The sequence below is a fragment of the Phytoamicus setariae genome, from assembly GCF_016722925.1.
Classification (GTDB): Bacteria; Pseudomonadota; Alphaproteobacteria; order Rhizobiales; family Rhizobiaceae; genus Rhizobium_E; species Rhizobium_E setariae.
The window spans coordinates 83,907-100,945 of record NZ_JAEQNC010000016.1; the positions used below are offsets into that span (position 1 = coordinate 83,907).

At 58.0% G+C, this 17,039-nt stretch carries 17 protein-coding genes; 10 read left to right on the top strand and 7 right to left on the bottom strand.

The window, feature by feature from the left end:
• The first annotated feature begins 142 nt into the window (after window positions 1-142).
• Together JJB09_RS22820 and trmFO are read left to right on the top strand one after the other, a co-directional pair.
• Complete coding sequence (locus JJB09_RS22820) at window positions 143-286, top strand: DUF1127 domain-containing protein (RefSeq protein WP_201663400.1); 144 nt, start codon at window positions 143-145, stop codon at window positions 284-286.
• 96 nt (window positions 287-382) lie between these two features.
• Window positions 383-1,792: a methylenetetrahydrofolate--tRNA-(uracil(54)-C(5))-methyltransferase (FADH(2)-oxidizing) TrmFO gene (trmFO, locus tag JJB09_RS22825; protein WP_201663401.1), complete on the top strand. Its 1,410-nt coding sequence runs from the start codon at window positions 383-385 to the stop codon at window positions 1,790-1,792.
• Window positions 1,793-1,801: 9 nt separating this feature from the next.
• On the opposite strand, the gene JJB09_RS22830 is transcribed toward trmFO, so the two are convergent.
• Together JJB09_RS22830 and JJB09_RS22835 are read right to left on the bottom strand one after the other, a co-directional pair.
• Window positions 1,802-2,254: a hypothetical protein gene (locus tag JJB09_RS22830; RefSeq protein ID WP_201663402.1), complete on the bottom strand. Its 453-nt coding sequence runs from the start codon at window positions 2,252-2,254 to the stop codon at window positions 1,802-1,804.
• Between the two features lie 187 nt (window positions 2,255-2,441).
• A complete protein-coding gene (locus JJB09_RS22835) occupies window positions 2,442-4,544 on the bottom strand; it encodes an OmpA family protein (RefSeq protein WP_201663403.1) in 2,103 nt (700 codons plus the stop codon).
• Between the two features lie 322 nt (window positions 4,545-4,866).
• Between JJB09_RS22835 and JJB09_RS22840 the strand changes: the two genes are divergently transcribed.
• The 8 genes from JJB09_RS22840 to JJB09_RS22875 all read left to right on the top strand — a co-directional run bounded on the left by JJB09_RS22840 (window position 4,867) and on the right by JJB09_RS22875 (window position 12,644).
• Entirely contained in the window at window positions 4,867-5,646 is a 780-nt protein-coding gene (locus JJB09_RS22840; protein ID WP_201663404.1) for an ABC transporter substrate-binding protein, read from the top strand.
• Window positions 5,647-5,817: 171 nt separating this feature from the next.
• A complete protein-coding gene (locus JJB09_RS22845) occupies window positions 5,818-6,621 on the top strand; it encodes an ABC transporter permease (protein ID WP_425523767.1) in 804 nt (267 codons plus the stop codon).
• Window positions 6,618-7,448, top strand: a complete 831-nt coding sequence (locus JJB09_RS22850; protein WP_201663406.1) for an ABC transporter permease — start codon at window positions 6,618-6,620, stop codon at window positions 7,446-7,448. Before JJB09_RS22845 ends, JJB09_RS22850 begins: the two co-directional genes overlap by 4 nt.
• Window positions 7,449-7,599: 151 nt before the next feature.
• Window positions 7,600-7,866, top strand: coding sequence for an usg protein (locus JJB09_RS22855; RefSeq protein WP_201663407.1), 267 nt, complete (start codon window positions 7,600-7,602; stop codon window positions 7,864-7,866).
• A 63-nt stretch (window positions 7,867-7,929) separates the two neighbouring features.
• On the top strand, window positions 7,930-8,751 hold the full coding sequence (locus JJB09_RS22860; protein ID WP_201663450.1) for a methyltransferase domain-containing protein: 822 nt from the start codon (window positions 7,930-7,932) through the stop codon (window positions 8,749-8,751).
• A 104-nt stretch (window positions 8,752-8,855) separates the two neighbouring features.
• Complete coding sequence (locus tag JJB09_RS22865; RefSeq protein ID WP_201663408.1) at window positions 8,856-10,994, top strand: hypothetical protein; 2,139 nt, start codon at window positions 8,856-8,858, stop codon at window positions 10,992-10,994.
• Between the two features lie 82 nt (window positions 10,995-11,076).
• Window positions 11,077-11,946 (top strand): NAD(P)-dependent oxidoreductase, encoded by an 870-nt coding sequence (locus tag JJB09_RS22870; protein WP_201663409.1) that lies wholly within the window; start codon window positions 11,077-11,079, stop codon window positions 11,944-11,946.
• Window positions 11,943-12,644 carry a DNA alkylation repair protein gene (locus tag JJB09_RS22875; protein WP_201663410.1) on the top strand — a complete coding sequence of 234 codons (702 nt, stop codon included), beginning with the start codon at window positions 11,943-11,945 and terminating at the stop codon, window positions 12,642-12,644. The genes JJB09_RS22870 and JJB09_RS22875 overlap by 4 nt, the downstream gene beginning before the upstream one ends.
• A 10-nt stretch (window positions 12,645-12,654) precedes the next feature.
• On the opposite strand, the gene JJB09_RS22880 is transcribed toward JJB09_RS22875, so the two are convergent.
• The 5 genes from JJB09_RS22880 to JJB09_RS22900 form a co-directional block, all read right to left on the bottom strand.
• The gene (locus JJB09_RS22880) at window positions 12,655-14,472 is read right to left on the bottom strand and encodes a hypothetical protein (RefSeq protein WP_201663411.1); all 1,818 of its coding nucleotides are present in this window, start codon (window positions 14,470-14,472) and stop codon (window positions 12,655-12,657) included.
• 78 nt (window positions 14,473-14,550) lie between these two features.
• Window positions 14,551-15,039, bottom strand: a complete 489-nt coding sequence (locus JJB09_RS22885; protein ID WP_201663412.1) for an Lrp/AsnC family transcriptional regulator — start codon at window positions 15,037-15,039, stop codon at window positions 14,551-14,553.
• Window positions 15,040-15,105: 66 nt separating this feature from the next.
• Complete coding sequence (locus JJB09_RS22890) at window positions 15,106-15,729, bottom strand: uracil-DNA glycosylase family protein (RefSeq protein WP_201663413.1); 624 nt, start codon at window positions 15,727-15,729, stop codon at window positions 15,106-15,108.
• The gene (locus JJB09_RS22895; protein WP_201663414.1) at window positions 15,726-16,340 is read right to left on the bottom strand and encodes a glutathione S-transferase; all 615 of its coding nucleotides are present in this window, start codon (window positions 16,338-16,340) and stop codon (window positions 15,726-15,728) included. Before JJB09_RS22895 ends, JJB09_RS22890 begins: the two co-directional genes overlap by 4 nt.
• 19 nt (window positions 16,341-16,359) lie before the next feature.
• Window positions 16,360-16,914, bottom strand: coding sequence for a thermonuclease family protein (locus JJB09_RS22900; RefSeq protein ID WP_201663415.1), 555 nt, complete (start codon window positions 16,912-16,914; stop codon window positions 16,360-16,362).
• Between the last annotated feature and the right edge of the window lie 125 nt (window positions 16,915-17,039).

A 17,039-nucleotide genomic window follows, 5' to 3' on the forward strand; every position in this document is an offset into this window, starting at 1 on the left:
CTGTTTTTGGTGCAACGCATGCTTATTTGCATGGCAGGTGCATTTTTTTTGCACTGCACATTCTTATTACACAAGTGTATAAGGACCTCAAGTGTGAAGCACGGAACAAATCCGGTGCACAAAAGTCTAAAGAGGAAACATCATGAACCCGCTTCGTCTCGCCCTCAATTGGGTACAGTACCGCCGCACGATTTCTGAACTGTCCAACCTGTCGAACGACACGCTGTCCGACATCGGTGTGAACCGTTACCAGATCCGCAACATTGCGGCCCGCTCTTTCCGCTAATATCAAGCGATCAGAGTAGAACAACAACGGCGCCCACGGGCGCCGTTTTGCATTGGGCCATTGGTAATCCGTACCGATCGTGATAATGAGCCCGCCATGACGACACTCCCCTCTCCCATACACATCGTTGGCGGCGGCCTTGCCGGTTCAGAAGCAGCCTGGCAGATCGCCAATCGCGGTGTCCCCGTGATCCTGCACGAAATGCGCGGCGTCCGCACGACGGATGCCCACAAGACCGATAGCCTTGCCGAGCTCGTTTGTTCCAACTCCTTCCGCTCCGACGATTCGACTGCCAATGCCGTCGGCGTCCTGCATGCCGAGATGCGCCTTGCCGGCTCGCTGATCATGGCTGCGGCGGACCGCAACCAGGTGCCGGCCGGCGGCGCGCTGGCCGTCGACCGCGAGGGCTTCGCCGAAGCGGTGACCCACGAGATCGCCAACCACCCGCTGATTTCAGTCGTGCGCGAGGAAATTTCAGGCCTTCCGCCTGAGGAGTGGGACAACGTCATCATTTCCACAGGCCCGCTGACCGCACCATCGCTGGCAGAAGCGATCCGCGCCGCGACCGGGGCCGATTCGCTCTCCTTCTTCGATGCAATCGCACCGATCATCTATCGCGAAACAATCAATATGGACGTTGCGTGGTTCCAGTCACGCTACGACAAGGTTGGCCCAGGCGGCACAGGCAAGGACTACATCAACTGTCCGATGACCCGCGAGCAGTACGAGGCATTCGTCAACGCGCTGAAATCAGGTGAGAAAACCGAGTTCAAGCAGTGGGAGCACGTCCCGTATTTTGACGGCTGCCTGCCGATCGAGATTATGGCCGAACGCGGTGTTGAAACACTTCGCCACGGCCCGATGAAGCCGATGGGCCTGACCAACGCCCATAACCCGACCGTAAAAGCCTATGCGGTGGTGCAGTTGCGGCAGGACAATGCGCTCGGAACGCTCTACAACATGGTCGGATTCCAGACCAAGCTAAAATACGGCGCCCAGACCGACATCCTGCGGATGATACCAGGGCTCGAGAATGCGGAATTTGCCCGTCTCGGCGGCCTGCATCGCAATACCTACATCAACTCTCCGATCCTGCTCGATTCGTCACTGATGCTGAAATCTCGCCCTGGCCTGCGTTTTGCCGGTCAGATCACCGGGTGTGAAGGGTATGTCGAAAGCGCGAGCGTCGGCCTGTTGGCCGGGCGTTTCGCCGCCGCCCAACGGCTCGGCCGGGAAATCGTGCCGCCGCCGGCCACCTCGGCGCTCGGCGCCCTGCTTGGCCATATCACTGGCGGCCATCTGTCGACGGACGAGGAGCCCGGCAAGCGGTCCTTCCAGCCGATGAACATCAATTTCGGCTTGTTCCCCGAGCCCGAGCCGGGCAGCGTCGTCACAACGGTTGACGGCAAACGCCTGAAGGGCAAGGATAAGACCGTCGCCAAGCGCCGGGCGATTGCCGCGCGCGCACTTGTCGATTGCCGCGCCTGGCTGGAAGCTGCGCCGTAATCTTAACGCTCAGGCGTGGCTGGGGATTTTCAGATGAGAATCGTTGGCGGCCGTGAGGCTGCCGAGAATCCACAGAGATACCTCGGCGGCCTCCTTCTGTGTCCGGAACTCGAAATCGCCCGACAGCGCTTTCGAGACCGGAAAATCAAGCACGAGCCCTTTGCCGTTCGATGACGGTGTCACCTGCACCATGGCGGCGTCGATGAGATGGCAGAGATGGCGTGCGCCGCTGCGACGCATGCATCCGGTGCGGCCCGACCACAATCTCAAGAACACCATTTCGCCATCGGCGGAAATTATGACGCTGCGGATCGCTTCCCTGGGATACGCCCGGCCGAATTCGACGATGGCAAGTCCCGCATCAAAACACTCGTTATCCGCTTCCTGCTTCACCATACTGGTCGCCCAGAAAAAGAAGCCCAGGAATGCACCGATGATGACTACCCAGAGCGCAAGCACCATAACCCTGCTCCAATCCAATTTTGCAGAGATGCCTTAAACGACGAAGCTTGTGTGAATATAATATATCTGCGGGATTGCCAGAATGACAAAGGCGTCTGGCAGATTTTACTAAAACTGTCTCATGCAAAAAAGCCGGGGCACTAGGCCCCGGCTTCGTTTCAAAGCAATCACTTGCGATCGCGCGATTTTACTGCTGATCGTCGTATTGCTGGTCTTCACCTTGCTGGTCGTCGCCCTGCTGATCATCATACTGCTGATCATCGCCTTGCTCATCGTTGGCGCTCTCGACCGGCCGAACAAGCGAGGTAATGCGGCGAATGGTGACGCGGCGGTTCATTCGCTCTGCCTCATCCGTATCGACCTTCAGGAAACGCTCACCGTAACCCTGCGTCACGAGATTTTCGGCCGGAATGTCGAAGAGATCGGAAAGCACATTGGCAACCGACTCGGCGCGTTCGTCCGAAAGCACCAGGTTCGATTCATCCGAACCGATCGCATCGGTGTGGCCTTCGATCAGGAAGGTTTCACCAGGGTCACGATCCAGGATGTCCTTCATGGCTGCAGCGACACGGCGAAGCGACGACGCCTGGCCCATATCGACCTCCGCGCTGCCGGTTTCGAACGTGATCGTGTCGAGATCGATACGACGCACCTTGTCACGAATACGCGCGGAATACTTCACTTCGTCGACAGAGTAGACGCGCTCCACCGGCTCGACAGGAGGCTGCGCAAGGAACTCCTCATAGTCGCGATCCGGCTCGCTCGACACATCGGCGATGTATTCGCGCACCGGCACGCGCAGACGCATTGGCGGCAGGCTGGCACCCGGATCACGCATGTAGAGGCGGTCGCGGCCACGCTCCAACAGCGGCGCATAGAAGATCACGACTTCCCGGTGACGGCCATCGATGCGCGAGCGGCGGACGATTTCACCCCAGCGATTGCGGACCGTTACGATGCGATCGCCGTTCGGACGAACCACGACTTCGCGGATGAGTCCGTTGTTGAGGCGCTCGTAGCGGATCTTGCCATGGCGGCTCAGGCGGCCGCGATCGTCGTCGCGGACCACGACGCGGCCGTCGATGTTGATGATCACCCGGAAGTCATCATCTTTCCTGCCGACGCGGCGACCATTGTCGTTGTCATAGCCCTTGAAGCCGGTGATGCGCTCCCCCTTTTCGCTGAGCACGGGTCGGATGCGGATGGGCTTGCCATTGTCGTTCTTGAGACCAGCCTGTGCATCCCGGTCGGACTTCGGCACGCGCACGGGCTTGACTTCCTCGCGCTCGCGCTTGCGGCGCTCACGCTCCTTCAGGCCGCCGCGATTGTCGGCATCCTTATCACTATCGAGGACTGCGGCTCCCTTTTCGACGGGAAGCACAATCGTGTCCGTCGACTTGGAAGGATCCTCGGCAATCTTCTTGCGCTCCTTGACGCGCTCCGGCTTGTCTTCCGCCGCCCTGTCGATCTTCTGGTAATCGCCAGTCTGCTCAGCCTTGTTCTTGTTGCGCTTGGGCGTCTGGATCTCTTCGATCGAGCCGTTGGCATTATCCTGCTGTTCGGCATCCTGCTGCTTTTTGCGGCGCGGCTTCACAGGCTCTTCGCCCTGTTGCTGCTGCTCCTGCATCTGCTGCTGCTCGGCTTCCTGCTGCTTCTTGCGGCGCGGCTTCACAGGCTCTTCGCCCTGTTGCTGCTGCTCCTGCATCTGCTGCTGCTCAGCGTCCTGCTGCTTCTTGCGGCGCGGCTTCACGGGCTCTTCGCCCTGTTGCTGCTGCTCCTGCATCTGCTGCTGTTCAGCTTCCTGCTGCTTCTTGCGGCGCGGCTTCACAGGCTCTTCGCTCTGCTGCTGCTGTTCCTGCATCTGCTGCTGTTCGGCGTCCTGCTGCTTCTTGCGGCGCGGCTTCACAGGCTCTTCGCTCTGCTGCTGATCCTGCATCTGCGGCTGTTCGGCTTCCAGTTGCTTCTGGCGGCGCGGTCGCACTGGCTCTTCGGCCTGCTGTTCCTGCATCTGCTGCTTCTGGCGGCGAGGCTGGACCGGCTCGGAATCGCCCTGACCGGCATTTTCCTGATTGTTGCGTTTTTCGCGACGCTGTTCCTGGCGTTGTTCCTGGCGTTCCTTGCGCTGCTGCTTGAGCAATTCCTCTTCGTCGGACTGCACCTTTATGACCTGCGACTGGACCTCGAAGGGAGCGTCCATACGCACCATGCCGGTTGCCGAAGCAGGCCCCATCCAGGCAAGCGCAATCACCGGGATTGCGGCCGTGGCAAGAAGCTTGTGTTTGAATGCCATTAGGAATTTTCCTCTTTGCTCTTTCTGATTCCGTGAACGGAATCTGCCTAGTTTCAGGGCTTTTTTGTGATGTTTCCCCGGTCAGCCGATCGCCAAACTATTGCCTCGTGCCTTTATCAACGCTGAACTGGCGGTTCAGTTTCCATTCATAGTCGTTAAGGCGGACACCAAAGATTCTGTAACGATTTGTTCTTTGTTGTTGCATTTCCTTCGCAGATTGTACGAGTATTCAGACAGCGCGAGGCAAAAAGCCACGCCATGAACCAATCGTACCGCGTCAAAACAAACCCTGCGGTACGACATCAACACAGGGGAATATCTCATGCGCATGACCACCCGTCTCGCACTCGCAGCCACAGTGTCGCTTCTTACGGCTGTCGCTGGTGCGAGCCTTGCCGCCGACAAGATCACCATTGGCACTGAAGGCGCCTATCCTCCATTCAACAACCTGGAGGCTGACGGCACACTCACCGGCTTCGATGTGGATATCGCCAAGGCGCTTTGCGAAGAAATGAAGGCCGAGTGCACCTTCGTCACCCAGGATTGGGACGGCATTATTCCGGCTCTGCAGGCCAAGAAGTTCGATGCCATCGTCGCGTCGATGTCGATTACGCCCGAGCGCAAGGAAAAGGTCGACTTCACCAACAAGTACTACAACACGCCGCCGGCGATTGCCGTGCCGAAGGATTCGACCATCGCTGAAGCAACCGAAGCCGGCCTCGATGGCAAGGTTCTCGGCGCCCAGGGCTCGACCACGCACTCCAATTATGCCGAAGCGCATATGAAGAAGTCCGAACTCAAGCTTTACCCGACTGCCGACGAATACAAGCTCGATCTGGCCAATGGTCGTATCGATGCTGCGATCGATGACGTCGTCGTTCTGTCGGAATGGCTCAAGACCGCCGATGGCGCTTGCTGCAAGCTGCTCGGAACCCTGCCGGTCGACAAGCAGATCAATGGCGAAGGCGCCGGCATTGCAGTCCGCAAGGGCGACGATGCGCTGCGCGAAAAGCTCAATGCCGCGATCGTGGCGATCCGCGCCAATGGCAAGTACAAGGAAATCAACGCCAAGTACTTCCCGTTCGACGTCTATGGCGACTAATCTGCGGAAATCCGCATAAACGCAACGGCGGGAGGGTTGCCCTTCCGTCGTTTTTGTTTGAGAAAGTATGCAGAACAGAACCCGGAACCGGGACAGGGGAAAAGAATGCAGGGCGACGTTGCCGTTTCGGCAGAGAGTGCGGGGACCATCTTCGCGCCCCTATGGGCGGCAATAGACAGTTTATTTTCCGCGATCTGGTGGATTCTTCATCCAGTCCTCAAAACCATCGATCCCCTATGCGGACCGGTCGGTGTCTTCTCGCTTTTCTTTCGTGGGGGCCTGCTCTCATGCGGCAATGAAGGCTGGGGCGACGAGATCGCGCAGGGCTTTTATGTCACTGCCAGCCTTGCAATATGCACCCTGCCCCTGGGCCTGATCGTCGGCTTCTTTCTTGCGCTGGCAAAACAGTCTTCTGTGGGACAACTGCGAACAGCCGCGGATATCTACACGACGCTGTTTCGCGGACTGCCGGAACTTCTGACCCTTTTCATTGTCTTCTACGGGTTGCAGGTCGTCCTGCAGAATTTTGCCAGCTCGCTCGGTATGTCCGGGCCAATCGAAATCAACAGCTTCTTCGCCGGCATGATATCCATAGGCTTGGTGTTCTCGGCCTATTGCTCGGAAGTGCTGCAATCGGCATTCAAGGCCATTCCGCAAGGCCAGTATGAAGGCGGATTTGCCATCGGATTGACGCGTGGCCAGACCATGCGGCTGGTGATCCTTCCACAGCTTGTGCGGATCGCCCTGCCCGGTCTCGGCAATCTCTGGATGACGCTGCTCAAGGATACGGCCCTGGTTTCGGCAATCGGCTTGCCAGACATTTTACGGCAGACCGGGGTGGCGGCAAAAGTCACCAAGCACGCCTTTCTGTTCTTCTCGGTCGCCTGCATCCTGTTCCTCGTGCTGGCGCTGCTGTCCTCCATCATTTTCGGCTGGATAGAAAACCAGTCCAGACGGGCGGAGGTACGCAAATGACCTATGTCACCGAAATCATTCCTCCGCAGGCCCCACCTCCGGCCGAAATCAAGCCCTATTCGCTGGCGCGTTTCGCCGGAAGTCTGTTCATGGGACTGTGGCTTGCCGCATTCGTCGCAACTGCCTTCTTCATGTATGAGGGCTTCAGTCAGGAAAAATTCTTCAAGTACGGTCCGCGAATGATCTCCGGTCTGGGAGTGACGTTGCAGCTCGTCATAATCTCGATCGTCCTCGGTGCTATCCTGTCGCTGCCGATTGCCTATGCTCGCATGAGCAATTCGAAGATCCTGTCCTCGCTCGCCTATGGCTACGTGTACTTCTTCCGCGGCACGCCATTGCTCGCCCAGCTCTACCTGATCTACTACGGCATCGGCAGCTTCAAGCCGTTCTTCGAAACCGTCGGCCTGTGGTGGTTCTTCCGGGAAGCGTTCTACTGCGCCCTCTTCTCCTTTACTCTCAACACCGCCGCCTACCAGGCAGAAATCCTGCGCGGAGCAATCCGAAGCGTTCCACGTGGGCAGACTGAGGCCAGCAATGCACTCGGGCTGCACAAGTTTGCCGCCTACTGGAAGGTCATCTTGCCGCAAGCGATCATCGTGGCATTGCGTCCCTACGGCAACGAGATCATCCTGATGATCAAGGGCTCGGCCATCGTCGCCATCGTGACCGTCTTCGACCTGATGGGCGAGACACGCTACGCATTCTCCCGGACATTCGATTTCCAGATGTATCTCTGGGCGGCGATCCTCTATCTGGCGATCGTCGAAGTGCTCCGCAATGTCTGGAACGCGCTGGAACGACGCCTGACCAGACATCTGAAACGATAGCGAGACGGTTGGCAGCACTCGCCACGACGTGCTGCCAACCCATTGTTTTTTCGTTGAATTCTTCAAACGAAGCGCCCATATTAAGGTTCGGTAAAGCATAAGAGCGTTCAATCGACAGGCAAACTCACCGCACTCACATGAGGAGGTTGCCATGACTAGGGAATTGGATCTCCGGCTGAAAGGCTATGGCCTGACGACTGCCGAAATCATCTATCGCCTGCCCGACCATCCGAGCTTGCTGCAGAGCTTTGTCTGGCAGCATTACGACCTCGCCCCGGATTTTCCCGAGATGAAGCATTTCCTGACATTCTGGCGGGAAAAGCTGGATGGGGCGCTGCATTCCGTCCGCTACGTGCATAACAGGCTGATCACCCCCACCGAATGGCGGGCGCTGAAAGGCGAGTTCATCCTGCACTGAGCATTGCTTTTAAGGCATGCGCGACTTATGAGCCTGTCAAACGGCTCGGAAGGCACGCAGACCATGGCGAAAAAGAAGAAGATCGAAGAGAAAGCACTGGCGGATGCCTACAACGAGGCGCTTGCGCTCGAAAAGGCCGGCAAGCGCGAGGAAGCCGCCAACGCCTACCGCAAGGTTCTGGAGCTTGATCCGGAGGATCATGGCGGTGCTGCGGTTCGCATCGCGTCGATGGGACTGGGCGAAGTACCTCCCAAGGCGCCCGATGCCTATGTCGCGACGTTGTTCGACCAGCATGCCGAAGCATTCGAGTCCATCCTGGTGGACCAGCTTGAATATTGCGTGCCGCTACTCGTGCGCCAACGCATCCAGGCTCTCGGTCTCGGACCGTTCAAGAAGCTGCTCGATCTCGGCTGCGGCACGGGCCTGACAGGTGGGGCGCTGCGCGACATCGTCGATGACATTACCGGCCTCGATATCTCCGAGAACATGGTCGAGATCGCTCACGAAAAGGATCTCTACGAGACCCTCTACGTCGCCGAGGCAGCCGACTATCTCGAGGACAATGACGACGGACCATTCGATATCGTCACGGCAACCGACGTGCTTCCCTATCTCGGCTTCCTGGAGGAGCTGTTCTTCGGCGTATCCGAAAATCTCGAAGCTGGCGGCCTCTATTTCTTCTCTTCCGAAACGCTTCCCACCGATGTTTTGGGCGACCGCGACTTCATGGTCGGGCCGCATCAGCGCTTCGTCCATGCCGAAAGCTATGTCCGCAAAGTGCTGGCCGCTGCTGGTTTTGACGTCGTGGAATTGACCGATATCACCGTCCGGCTCGAGAATGCCGAGCCGATCAAGGGACATTTGGTGGTTTCGAGGAAGAAATAACAACCACAGATACTTACAGCATACTTGTGGTTGCACTTGATTTGTTGCAGCGACGATGAATTAAGGCTCAACTCTCCCTCAATCTTAGATTGGGGGAGATGGGTATGGACACGAGTACGTGGCAGGCGTTGGGTGCGGCGGATTTCCTGCATCGGCATTTCATACACGGCATCAACTGGTATGCCGTGTTGCTGGCTTTTCTGGTTCCCGTCCTGCTGATCTGGGCGAAGCACGAAATCCTGCTCAAGCGCCTACGCGCCATCCTGGATTTTATGCTTTCCTTCCAGCTTTATGACGGGGGGAACAACGGCAATAGCAAGCCGGACCGCTACAATCCGAGCTTCGAGTTCGTAAAGTCGAAATACATCTCCGACATCGACATATCGCCACAACAACAACAAGTGCTGGACAGTCTCGACGGCACGGAGGACAAGCCTAATCAGCATGCCGAAGAGGACAGACTGAAGAAATACATCGAGTTCGCGACCAGAAGCGGATCCAGGACCAATAAGGGGATCTACCTGGCTGCGATCGGCTTCATCATTACCTGCTACTACGGTTTCAAGGCAATATTTGGCGCCGTCGACTGTAACTTCACCGCGATATTATCCCCCTGTTCCACCAATGCCGGTTCGATCAATCAGCAGATGCTGGTGATTGGTGGCCTGGCTTTTGCCGGTGCATTTGTCGCCTCCGTCCGCATGCTGTTGCGCGCCCTCGCCCTCTACGATCTCACTGCCTACTCGTTCCTCCGGCATACCGGCGAGATGATTTTCTCCATCCTGCTGGTCATGCTGATCTACCGCGCTTTCCCCGATCCATTTTTCCATTTCGGAAAACTGATGCTGTCGGACAGCGTCGTCACGCAGCTTACCAATATCGAGAACCAGCAACGGGAACTGATCGAAAAGCAGCAGCAACTAGAGAACCAGAATGCCATGGCCCGCGCAGAGTCCGAGGCGGGCGAGGCACAGCCGACCTCCACGCAATCAAGCGGCAGCGACGAGCCGGCTCCTGCCACTGATAGCACGACAGATCAGAAGAGTGGCGCCGAGCTGGCCCAAATCGGAACCGACGACCAGCCCAAACCTTCGATCAACCCTGCAAGCGACACCAGCCAAGAGCAAGCCGTTGCCAAAGGTGAGGTTGACACCTCGCCCTCCAGCCTGACGCCCAATGTCTTGCCCACCCGGATGGGGCCAACGGACAAGGGGATTCCCTGGGTCTGGTTCGCATTTGCACCGGTGCTCGGACTGTTGCCATTCAGCGCCAGCAAGTTCCTGCTGATCAAGATGCAGTCGCTGGTCTCGTGGACGAAGACGACCGACGACCGTTTCGCTGACGTCTCGAAAGTCATTTCTCTCGATATCATCGACGGCATCGATTTCGAGACCCGGTTTCGTCTCGAGGAATGCGGGATCTACGATGTCCAGAACCTTGCCACCTATAATCCGGTGATGCTGCACATCGAGACGCCCTACGGCATCTACCAGACGATCGACTGGATCGCGCAGGCCCAGCTTTGCCATATTGTCGGCCATGAAAAGTTCCTGATGTTCCGGGAGGTAAACATCAGGACGATCTTCGACCTTGAGCGCGCCATCGACAGCATCTACTCCCCCGAAGCCTTCGATGACATTTACGCCAGCATCCTGTTTGCTCCCACCGAAAATCTGAGGAAGGCTGCCGCCATCAGCCAGTTCAAGTTCCTGATAGCCGACCGCGACAATACGCTGAGACAGGTCTCGGTCGATGAGTTCTGCGCATGGGCGCGTGGCAAAATCCGGGCAAATGGGGGTACAGGAACGAACGGCGCGCCCGATCCCGAATTGACCAAGGCTGTCGAGCACCTGATGGCGTGGATCAGCGACGATCTGCATATCCGCCGGCTGCGCCGGCTCTGGATCGACATCAGCGACAGTCTTGGCGAGAGCGCCGAATTCTTCAAGGATTCAAAACGTTGTAAGGCGCGCCAGGCTTTCATCGACGGCCTTTGCACGAAATGGTGCGAAACCAAAGCGGAAGAACAGGCCAAAGCTGCGGAAGAGGGAGAGAACCAGATCAAGCAGGACGAGGTAGAGGCCGAGCAGACGGAGGGCGAGCCGGCGGCCGTGGAGCCTGTCGTAGAGCAGGCCGATGGGGCCGGAGATGGTCAGGTTGCGGGTCAGGATCCGCCCGCACCAGTTGTAGCAGCAGACCAGAACAATCCGGCCAATCCGGAGGATGACACCAAACCCACATAACCCGGTCCGAACTCTCCTCTTCCACCACCCCGCCATATCGGCTAATCCTGCGGGTGAAATCAGTCGATAAGGGGAGTATTTCATGGCGAAGGTGGCGTTTATCGGTTTGGGCGTGATGGGTTACCCCATGGCCGGTCATCTCAAGGTCAAGGGTGGACATGACCTCACCGTCTATAACCGTACCATCGCCAAGGCCGAGAAGTGGGTCGCTGAGTTTGGCGGCAAACATGCAGCAACGCCTGCAGAAGCGGCCAGAGATGCGGATTTCGTCTTCACATGCGTCGGCAACGATGACGACCTGCGCTCTGTGACGACCGGTGCGGATGGCTGCCTTGCCACAATGAAGCCCGGCGCGATCCTGATCGACAACACAACCGCCAGCGCCGAAATCGCGCGCGAACTGGAAGCGGCAGCGGAAGCGCGCGGCTGCCATTTTGTCGATGCGCCGGTTTCCGGTGGTCAGGCCGGCGCCGAGAACGGCGTGCTGACAGTCATGTGCGGCGCCCGACCCGAGGTCTTCGAAAAGGCCAGGCCGGTCATCGATGCCTATGCCCGCATGGTGGGTCTGATGGGCGCAGCCGGCTCGGGCCAGCTCGCCAAGATGGTCAACCAGATCTGCATTGCCGGTCTCGTCCAGGGGCTCGCAGAGGGCATCCATTTTGCCAAGCAGGCAGGGCTTGATGTCGAAAATCTCGTCAGCGTCATCTCCAAGGGCGCAGCTGGTTCCTGGCAGATGGAAAACCGGCACAAGACCATGAACGAGGGCAAGTTCGAATTCGGCTTTGCCGTAGACTGGATGCGCAAAGATCTGGCCATTTGCCTTGAGGAAGCACGGCGCAATGGCGCCAAACTGCCTGTCGCGGCACTGGTCGATCAGTTCTACGGCGATGTCCAGCAAATGGGCGGCCGACGCTGGGATACGTCTTCGCTTCTGGCGCGGCTTGAAAAATGACATCAGCCCCCGGCCCGACCTCAGATGCCGATGATATCATCGCTTACCTCCGCACCCTCGGAGGCGAAAAAAGCATCGAGGGCATGAGCCGGCACGGCATCAACACCGAAGCGGCATTGGGGATTTCCAATGCCGCTCTCAGGCCGCTGGCCAGACAGATCAAGCGCGACCATGCGCGGGCCGCCCTGCTTTGGGCGAGCGGCATCCGCGAGGCACGACTTCTGGCGACATTCACCGATGAGCCGAAGAAAGTCACGGCTGGGCAGGCTCGCCAATGGGCCAATGATTTCAATTCATGGGAAATCGTCGATCACGCAGCCGACCTGTTCGGCGATGCGGGTTTGCAAACCGAGCTGACCGAGGAATTTGCCGAAGACGATCGCGAATTCGTTCGCCGCGCCGCTTTTGCGATGGTGGCGTGGAGCGCCGTTCACATGAAAAAGGCACCGGATGCCGACCTGCTGGCATGGCTGCCGCTCATCGAGCGCCACGCATCCGATCCACGCAATTTCGTCAAGAAAGCCGTCAACTGGGCTCTGCGGCAGATCGGCAAGCGCAATGCCGCCTGCCATGCCCCTGCCCTCGCACTGGCGGAAAAGCTGGTCGCAAGCGCCGATAGGACCGAACGCTGGATAGGCAAGGATGCCGCAAGGGAACTGACGAGCGAACGCATCGCGATGCGCTTACCGCAGGACTAATTGCGCCATCTCAACGTCCAGCGTTGTCTATCTTGAAGAGCATCAGCGCCTTGGACCCTGCGATTGCCATCGGCGTCAGTCCGGGAACTGGATTTCCGGCCATCAATGACGACAAAAGCGGAAGTTTGTCCTCACCAGGCAATCCGGTGGGAGCACGGCAGAAAGCAAGATAATCGTAGCCGTCCAGAAACTCGGCGCGCAAGGCTGCATCGCGCGTCATGAAGCCACGCAGAAAACGGCTGATGGCAGGCGCGGACCGATGAAACGGAACGCTCGACACGGCTATTTGGTCGGAAACTTGACTCAATATCTGTAACCCAAGCGACGGCGGGGTCAGCAGCCGACTGGGCGGCAGCGCGTTGAGTGGGCTGAAGTCCTCGCCTTCACAAGTGCTATATAGCAGGGCGTCGGGAGCATCGACTTGATACGGACTGACGGGAATGGCAAGGTAGAGCAGCCCGACGATGAGGCCGGTTGCTCCAATCCCCACCGCAGGCAGCGCAAGCATCAGACCGCGCGCTTGATAGGCTTGGCGTGCGCCTGCCAGCGCCACTGGCAAGAGCAGCGGAAGGATGGCCATAGCCGTCCGCAAAGTGCGGTTGGATGCAAAGGTCAGCAGCAGGGCAGCTACGCAGATTGCAAAGAAGACCGCCAACTCCATCTTCCCCCTGCGGGCTGCGAACACAACAGCGGGTATCGAAGCGATCAGTATGACCATCGCTGCAGAAATCAGAACAATAGCACCATCATCACCACTGCGAAGGAACTGCAGCGCCGATTTTTCCTGATTTATGCGATCGAACCAGTAGGCGTGGACCAGAGGATCGATCATCGGAAACGGGCCGCCGAGCAAGGTCGGGTAAAGCCAAACGATACCGCCTATAGACGCCGCCCCGAGCAGCCCAAAGGCCATGGCGCGAATTGCAAAGCCGCGACGGTAAATGAACAGCGTCGGCAGGACCAAAGCCAGAATGCCGAAGGTCAGCAACGCCATGGCAAAGGGCGCAGAGAAAGCGTCCGGACGGGCTAGAAAATAGTCGCGCGGCGGAATGACTGCAATCGTCACCAACACCGTCGACAGCAGACTGGCCAGCCCTGCTGATTTCAGTATCCGGCTGCTGTTACGAAGATTGAGGCACCAGGTGACAACAATCCCGATCAGTGCGACAGCGAGCATAGGCAGTGTTTCGAGGCCAACTGCCAAGGCTATTGGTACTACTGCACCGGCAATGAAGGCGCCTCTGGCATTGCCAAGGCAGACACCGTAAGCCGTCGCCAGCAACAGCAACATCTGGACATTGTGATGGTCGACTCGACCTGGACTGAATTCCCATATCGCAAAGGGTGACAAAATCAGGATCAGCAGAATCAACGGTATCGATAACGCGCCACGGGCAGGCACAAGCTGTCGAAGAATACCGAGACAAAGCACGCCATAGATCGCGGCCATGGCGATCGGCCAGCACTGGAAGGCGAGATCGAGCGCGCGGTCTTGTCCCACAAACGGCGCCACTGCCATACCAAACAGGATATAGGGAAGATCCACGAGCCGCGACCACGGCGAAAGATAGGGCTCGGGGCCAAATATCCGCGGCAGGGTCAGGTTGTACCAGCCGCCCCGGTCCCACAAAGCCTGGACCTGCAGCATGCGTAGGACATCGTCGGGATCGCCATTGTACAATTGCCCATCGACAAGATCGATGCCGATATAAAAATAAATACCCGCCAGAAAAAACAGCAGGTACGGCCAGTAAAGCCAGCGCTCGCCAGCCGCAGGCATACCGCCCTGCTCCACACGTTCGATCATCGCCACGAAAATCCGCGCCATAGACAATGCCAAGAAAAGTAGCTCGGAGCCGTAACAATGCCGTTAATTGATGTCTACGACAAAATCGATCGGGGGTTGTCAGTCTTCCTGGCTCTTGGGCTGCTCGAGAATCATGTAGTCGAGCGGCAGTTCCGTCGAATACTTGATCTGCTCCATCGCGAAGGCCGACGAGACATCGCGGATCTCGATCTTGGCAATCATCCGCTTATAGAAAGCGTCGTAGGCCGCGATATCGGGAACCACGACCCGCAGCAGATAGTCGACGTCGCCGCTCATCCGGTAGAACTCGACCACCTCCGGGAACTCGGCGATGACTTCGGAGAAACGCTTCAGCCATTCGATCGAATGCGTGTTCGTGCGGATCGAGACGAAAACCGTCACCTTGGTGTTGACCTTCACCGGATCGAGGATGGCGACGCGACGGCGGATGACGCCTTCTTCTTCCATCTTCTGGATGCGGCGCCAGCACGGCGTGGTCGACAGGCCGACTTTCTTTGCGAGATCGGCAACCGCCAGCGTTGCATCTTCCTGCAACAATCTCAGGATTTTTCTATCGAGCCGGTCCATTTTCGTCTCCATGAGAAATATTATTCTCTGTCTTATAATAGAACAGGAATAAAGCAGCCCCCTGTTTCAAGAAATCCACCGTAAAACATGACGCCGCAGTTCCGGTAAAAGTTCCGCCTCGAACCACGGGTTCTTTTTGATCCAGCCAGTATTGCGCCAACTTGGATGCGGAAGCGGCAGGATTGCCCTTTCAAGATGCACCCGCCAGTCACGCACGGTCTCCGTCATCGAACCACCAGCCCTCTGGCCGAGATGCCAGCCCTGAGCGTGTCCGCCGACCGCCAGAACCAGCTCGATCTGTGGCATTGCGTCGATAACCGCTTGCCGCCACCGCGGCGCACACTCCCGTCTGGGCGGAAGATCGCTGCCTGCCTTGTCGTAACTCGGAAAACAAAACCCCATCGGCACAATGGCAAAATTGTCAGGGTCATAGAACTGTGCCCTATCGACCGCGAGCCATTGCCGCAAACGGTCGCCGGAGGCATCGTCGAAGGGAACACCGCTTTCGTGAACGCGTAGCCCCGGCGCCTGGCCGGCAATCAGGATTCGCGCCTTCGATGACAAGACCACGACCGGACGCGGTTCATGCGGCAGACTGTGGGCAGGGCCACGCGCGGGTGCATCGCGACAGATCCGGCAGGCCGCTATCTGCTGCCGCAGAAGAGCCAGTTGGCTATCCGAAACCGTCACGACTGGGAAGCGCTCGGACGCGACGACACGTCGTCATACCATCTGAGAACGTGGGTGCACTCTTGCGGACAACTCAATCTCGCCACTTTCATGAAATCGTAAGCGACGAGAAGCGTGATGTCGGCGATCGAGAAATCCTCGCCAGCAACGAAGGGCCTGTCGGCGATCTCCCGATCGAGTACGGCAAGGAAGGCCATCGCCTTGGGCTTGTTGGCTTCTCCCCACTCCTTTACCTGGGGAACCTCGGCGGCCGCCATACCGGGATGCATGTGCCGGAAGGCCGCCGACACGGCCGCAAAGAACCCCAGTTCCACGCGCCTGTTCCACATCTCGACGAGCGCCTTTTGTTTCGGCGTGCGTCCGAACAAAGACGGCTCGGGATAAAGCTCCTCGATGTAACGACAGATGGCGACGGATTCGGCGATCATTGTGCCATCATCAAGCTCGAGCACAGGAACCCGCTGCAACGGATTGATCTGGCTAAAGGTTACAGTCTTGTGCTCGGCCGACCTCAGATCGATGTTGAGGCGTGGCAGTTCCACCCCCTTCTCCTTGAGAAAGATACGCACCCTTCGCGGGTTTGGCGCCCAATCGGAATCATAGAGTTTCATCGCAATCCGCCTCCTCAAACTATTCGAACGCAAAAAGAGCGCCAAGGAAAGAAGAAACGTGCGGTGTTTCGCGATCGCCTGCCGGCTGATGTGTCTTCCGCCATTCCGCGGGCCTGATGAATTCCGCACTCCAGATGCCAGAGCCGCCTGACTGCGCCTCGGCCTCTTCCTGCTCGTAGTCGCCAAAGGCAACGGCCATGCCCATGCGTACCATTTCGCCATTGATATCGAGATCGTCACGATAGCAGCGGACCAGCTTGCGCCCGTACTTGTCACGCTCATTGCCCTGGCAGTTCGCACCGCCTCCTGCGACAAGGCGCGCCAGTGCCGCCTGCGCCTGACGCCCGCAATTCCAGGCAATACCGCGCCTCAAGCAGGTTTGCGCCAGTTCTGGCGCGTCGATTCCGGATAGGCGAAGGCGTTTATCGCCCAACACCAGACTGTCGCCATCCTGCGCACGGAAGGTGCCGTCAAAAAGCTCAGTATTGTCCCGCTCTAGTTTCATCGCAATCAGCAGCAAAAGCATGAGGAAACAAGTCACTACGATTATGTCGCGCAAACGACTGATTCTCATTGATCTGTCCAACGCCTCCTCGATGTGTCGAATTTGCGGGTGCTTCCGGTCATGGCAAACAAAGCCTTAGCGTGGAAGCATCTTTTTAAGAATTGCGGCTTATTGTCGACCAAGCTCAAGAGCCA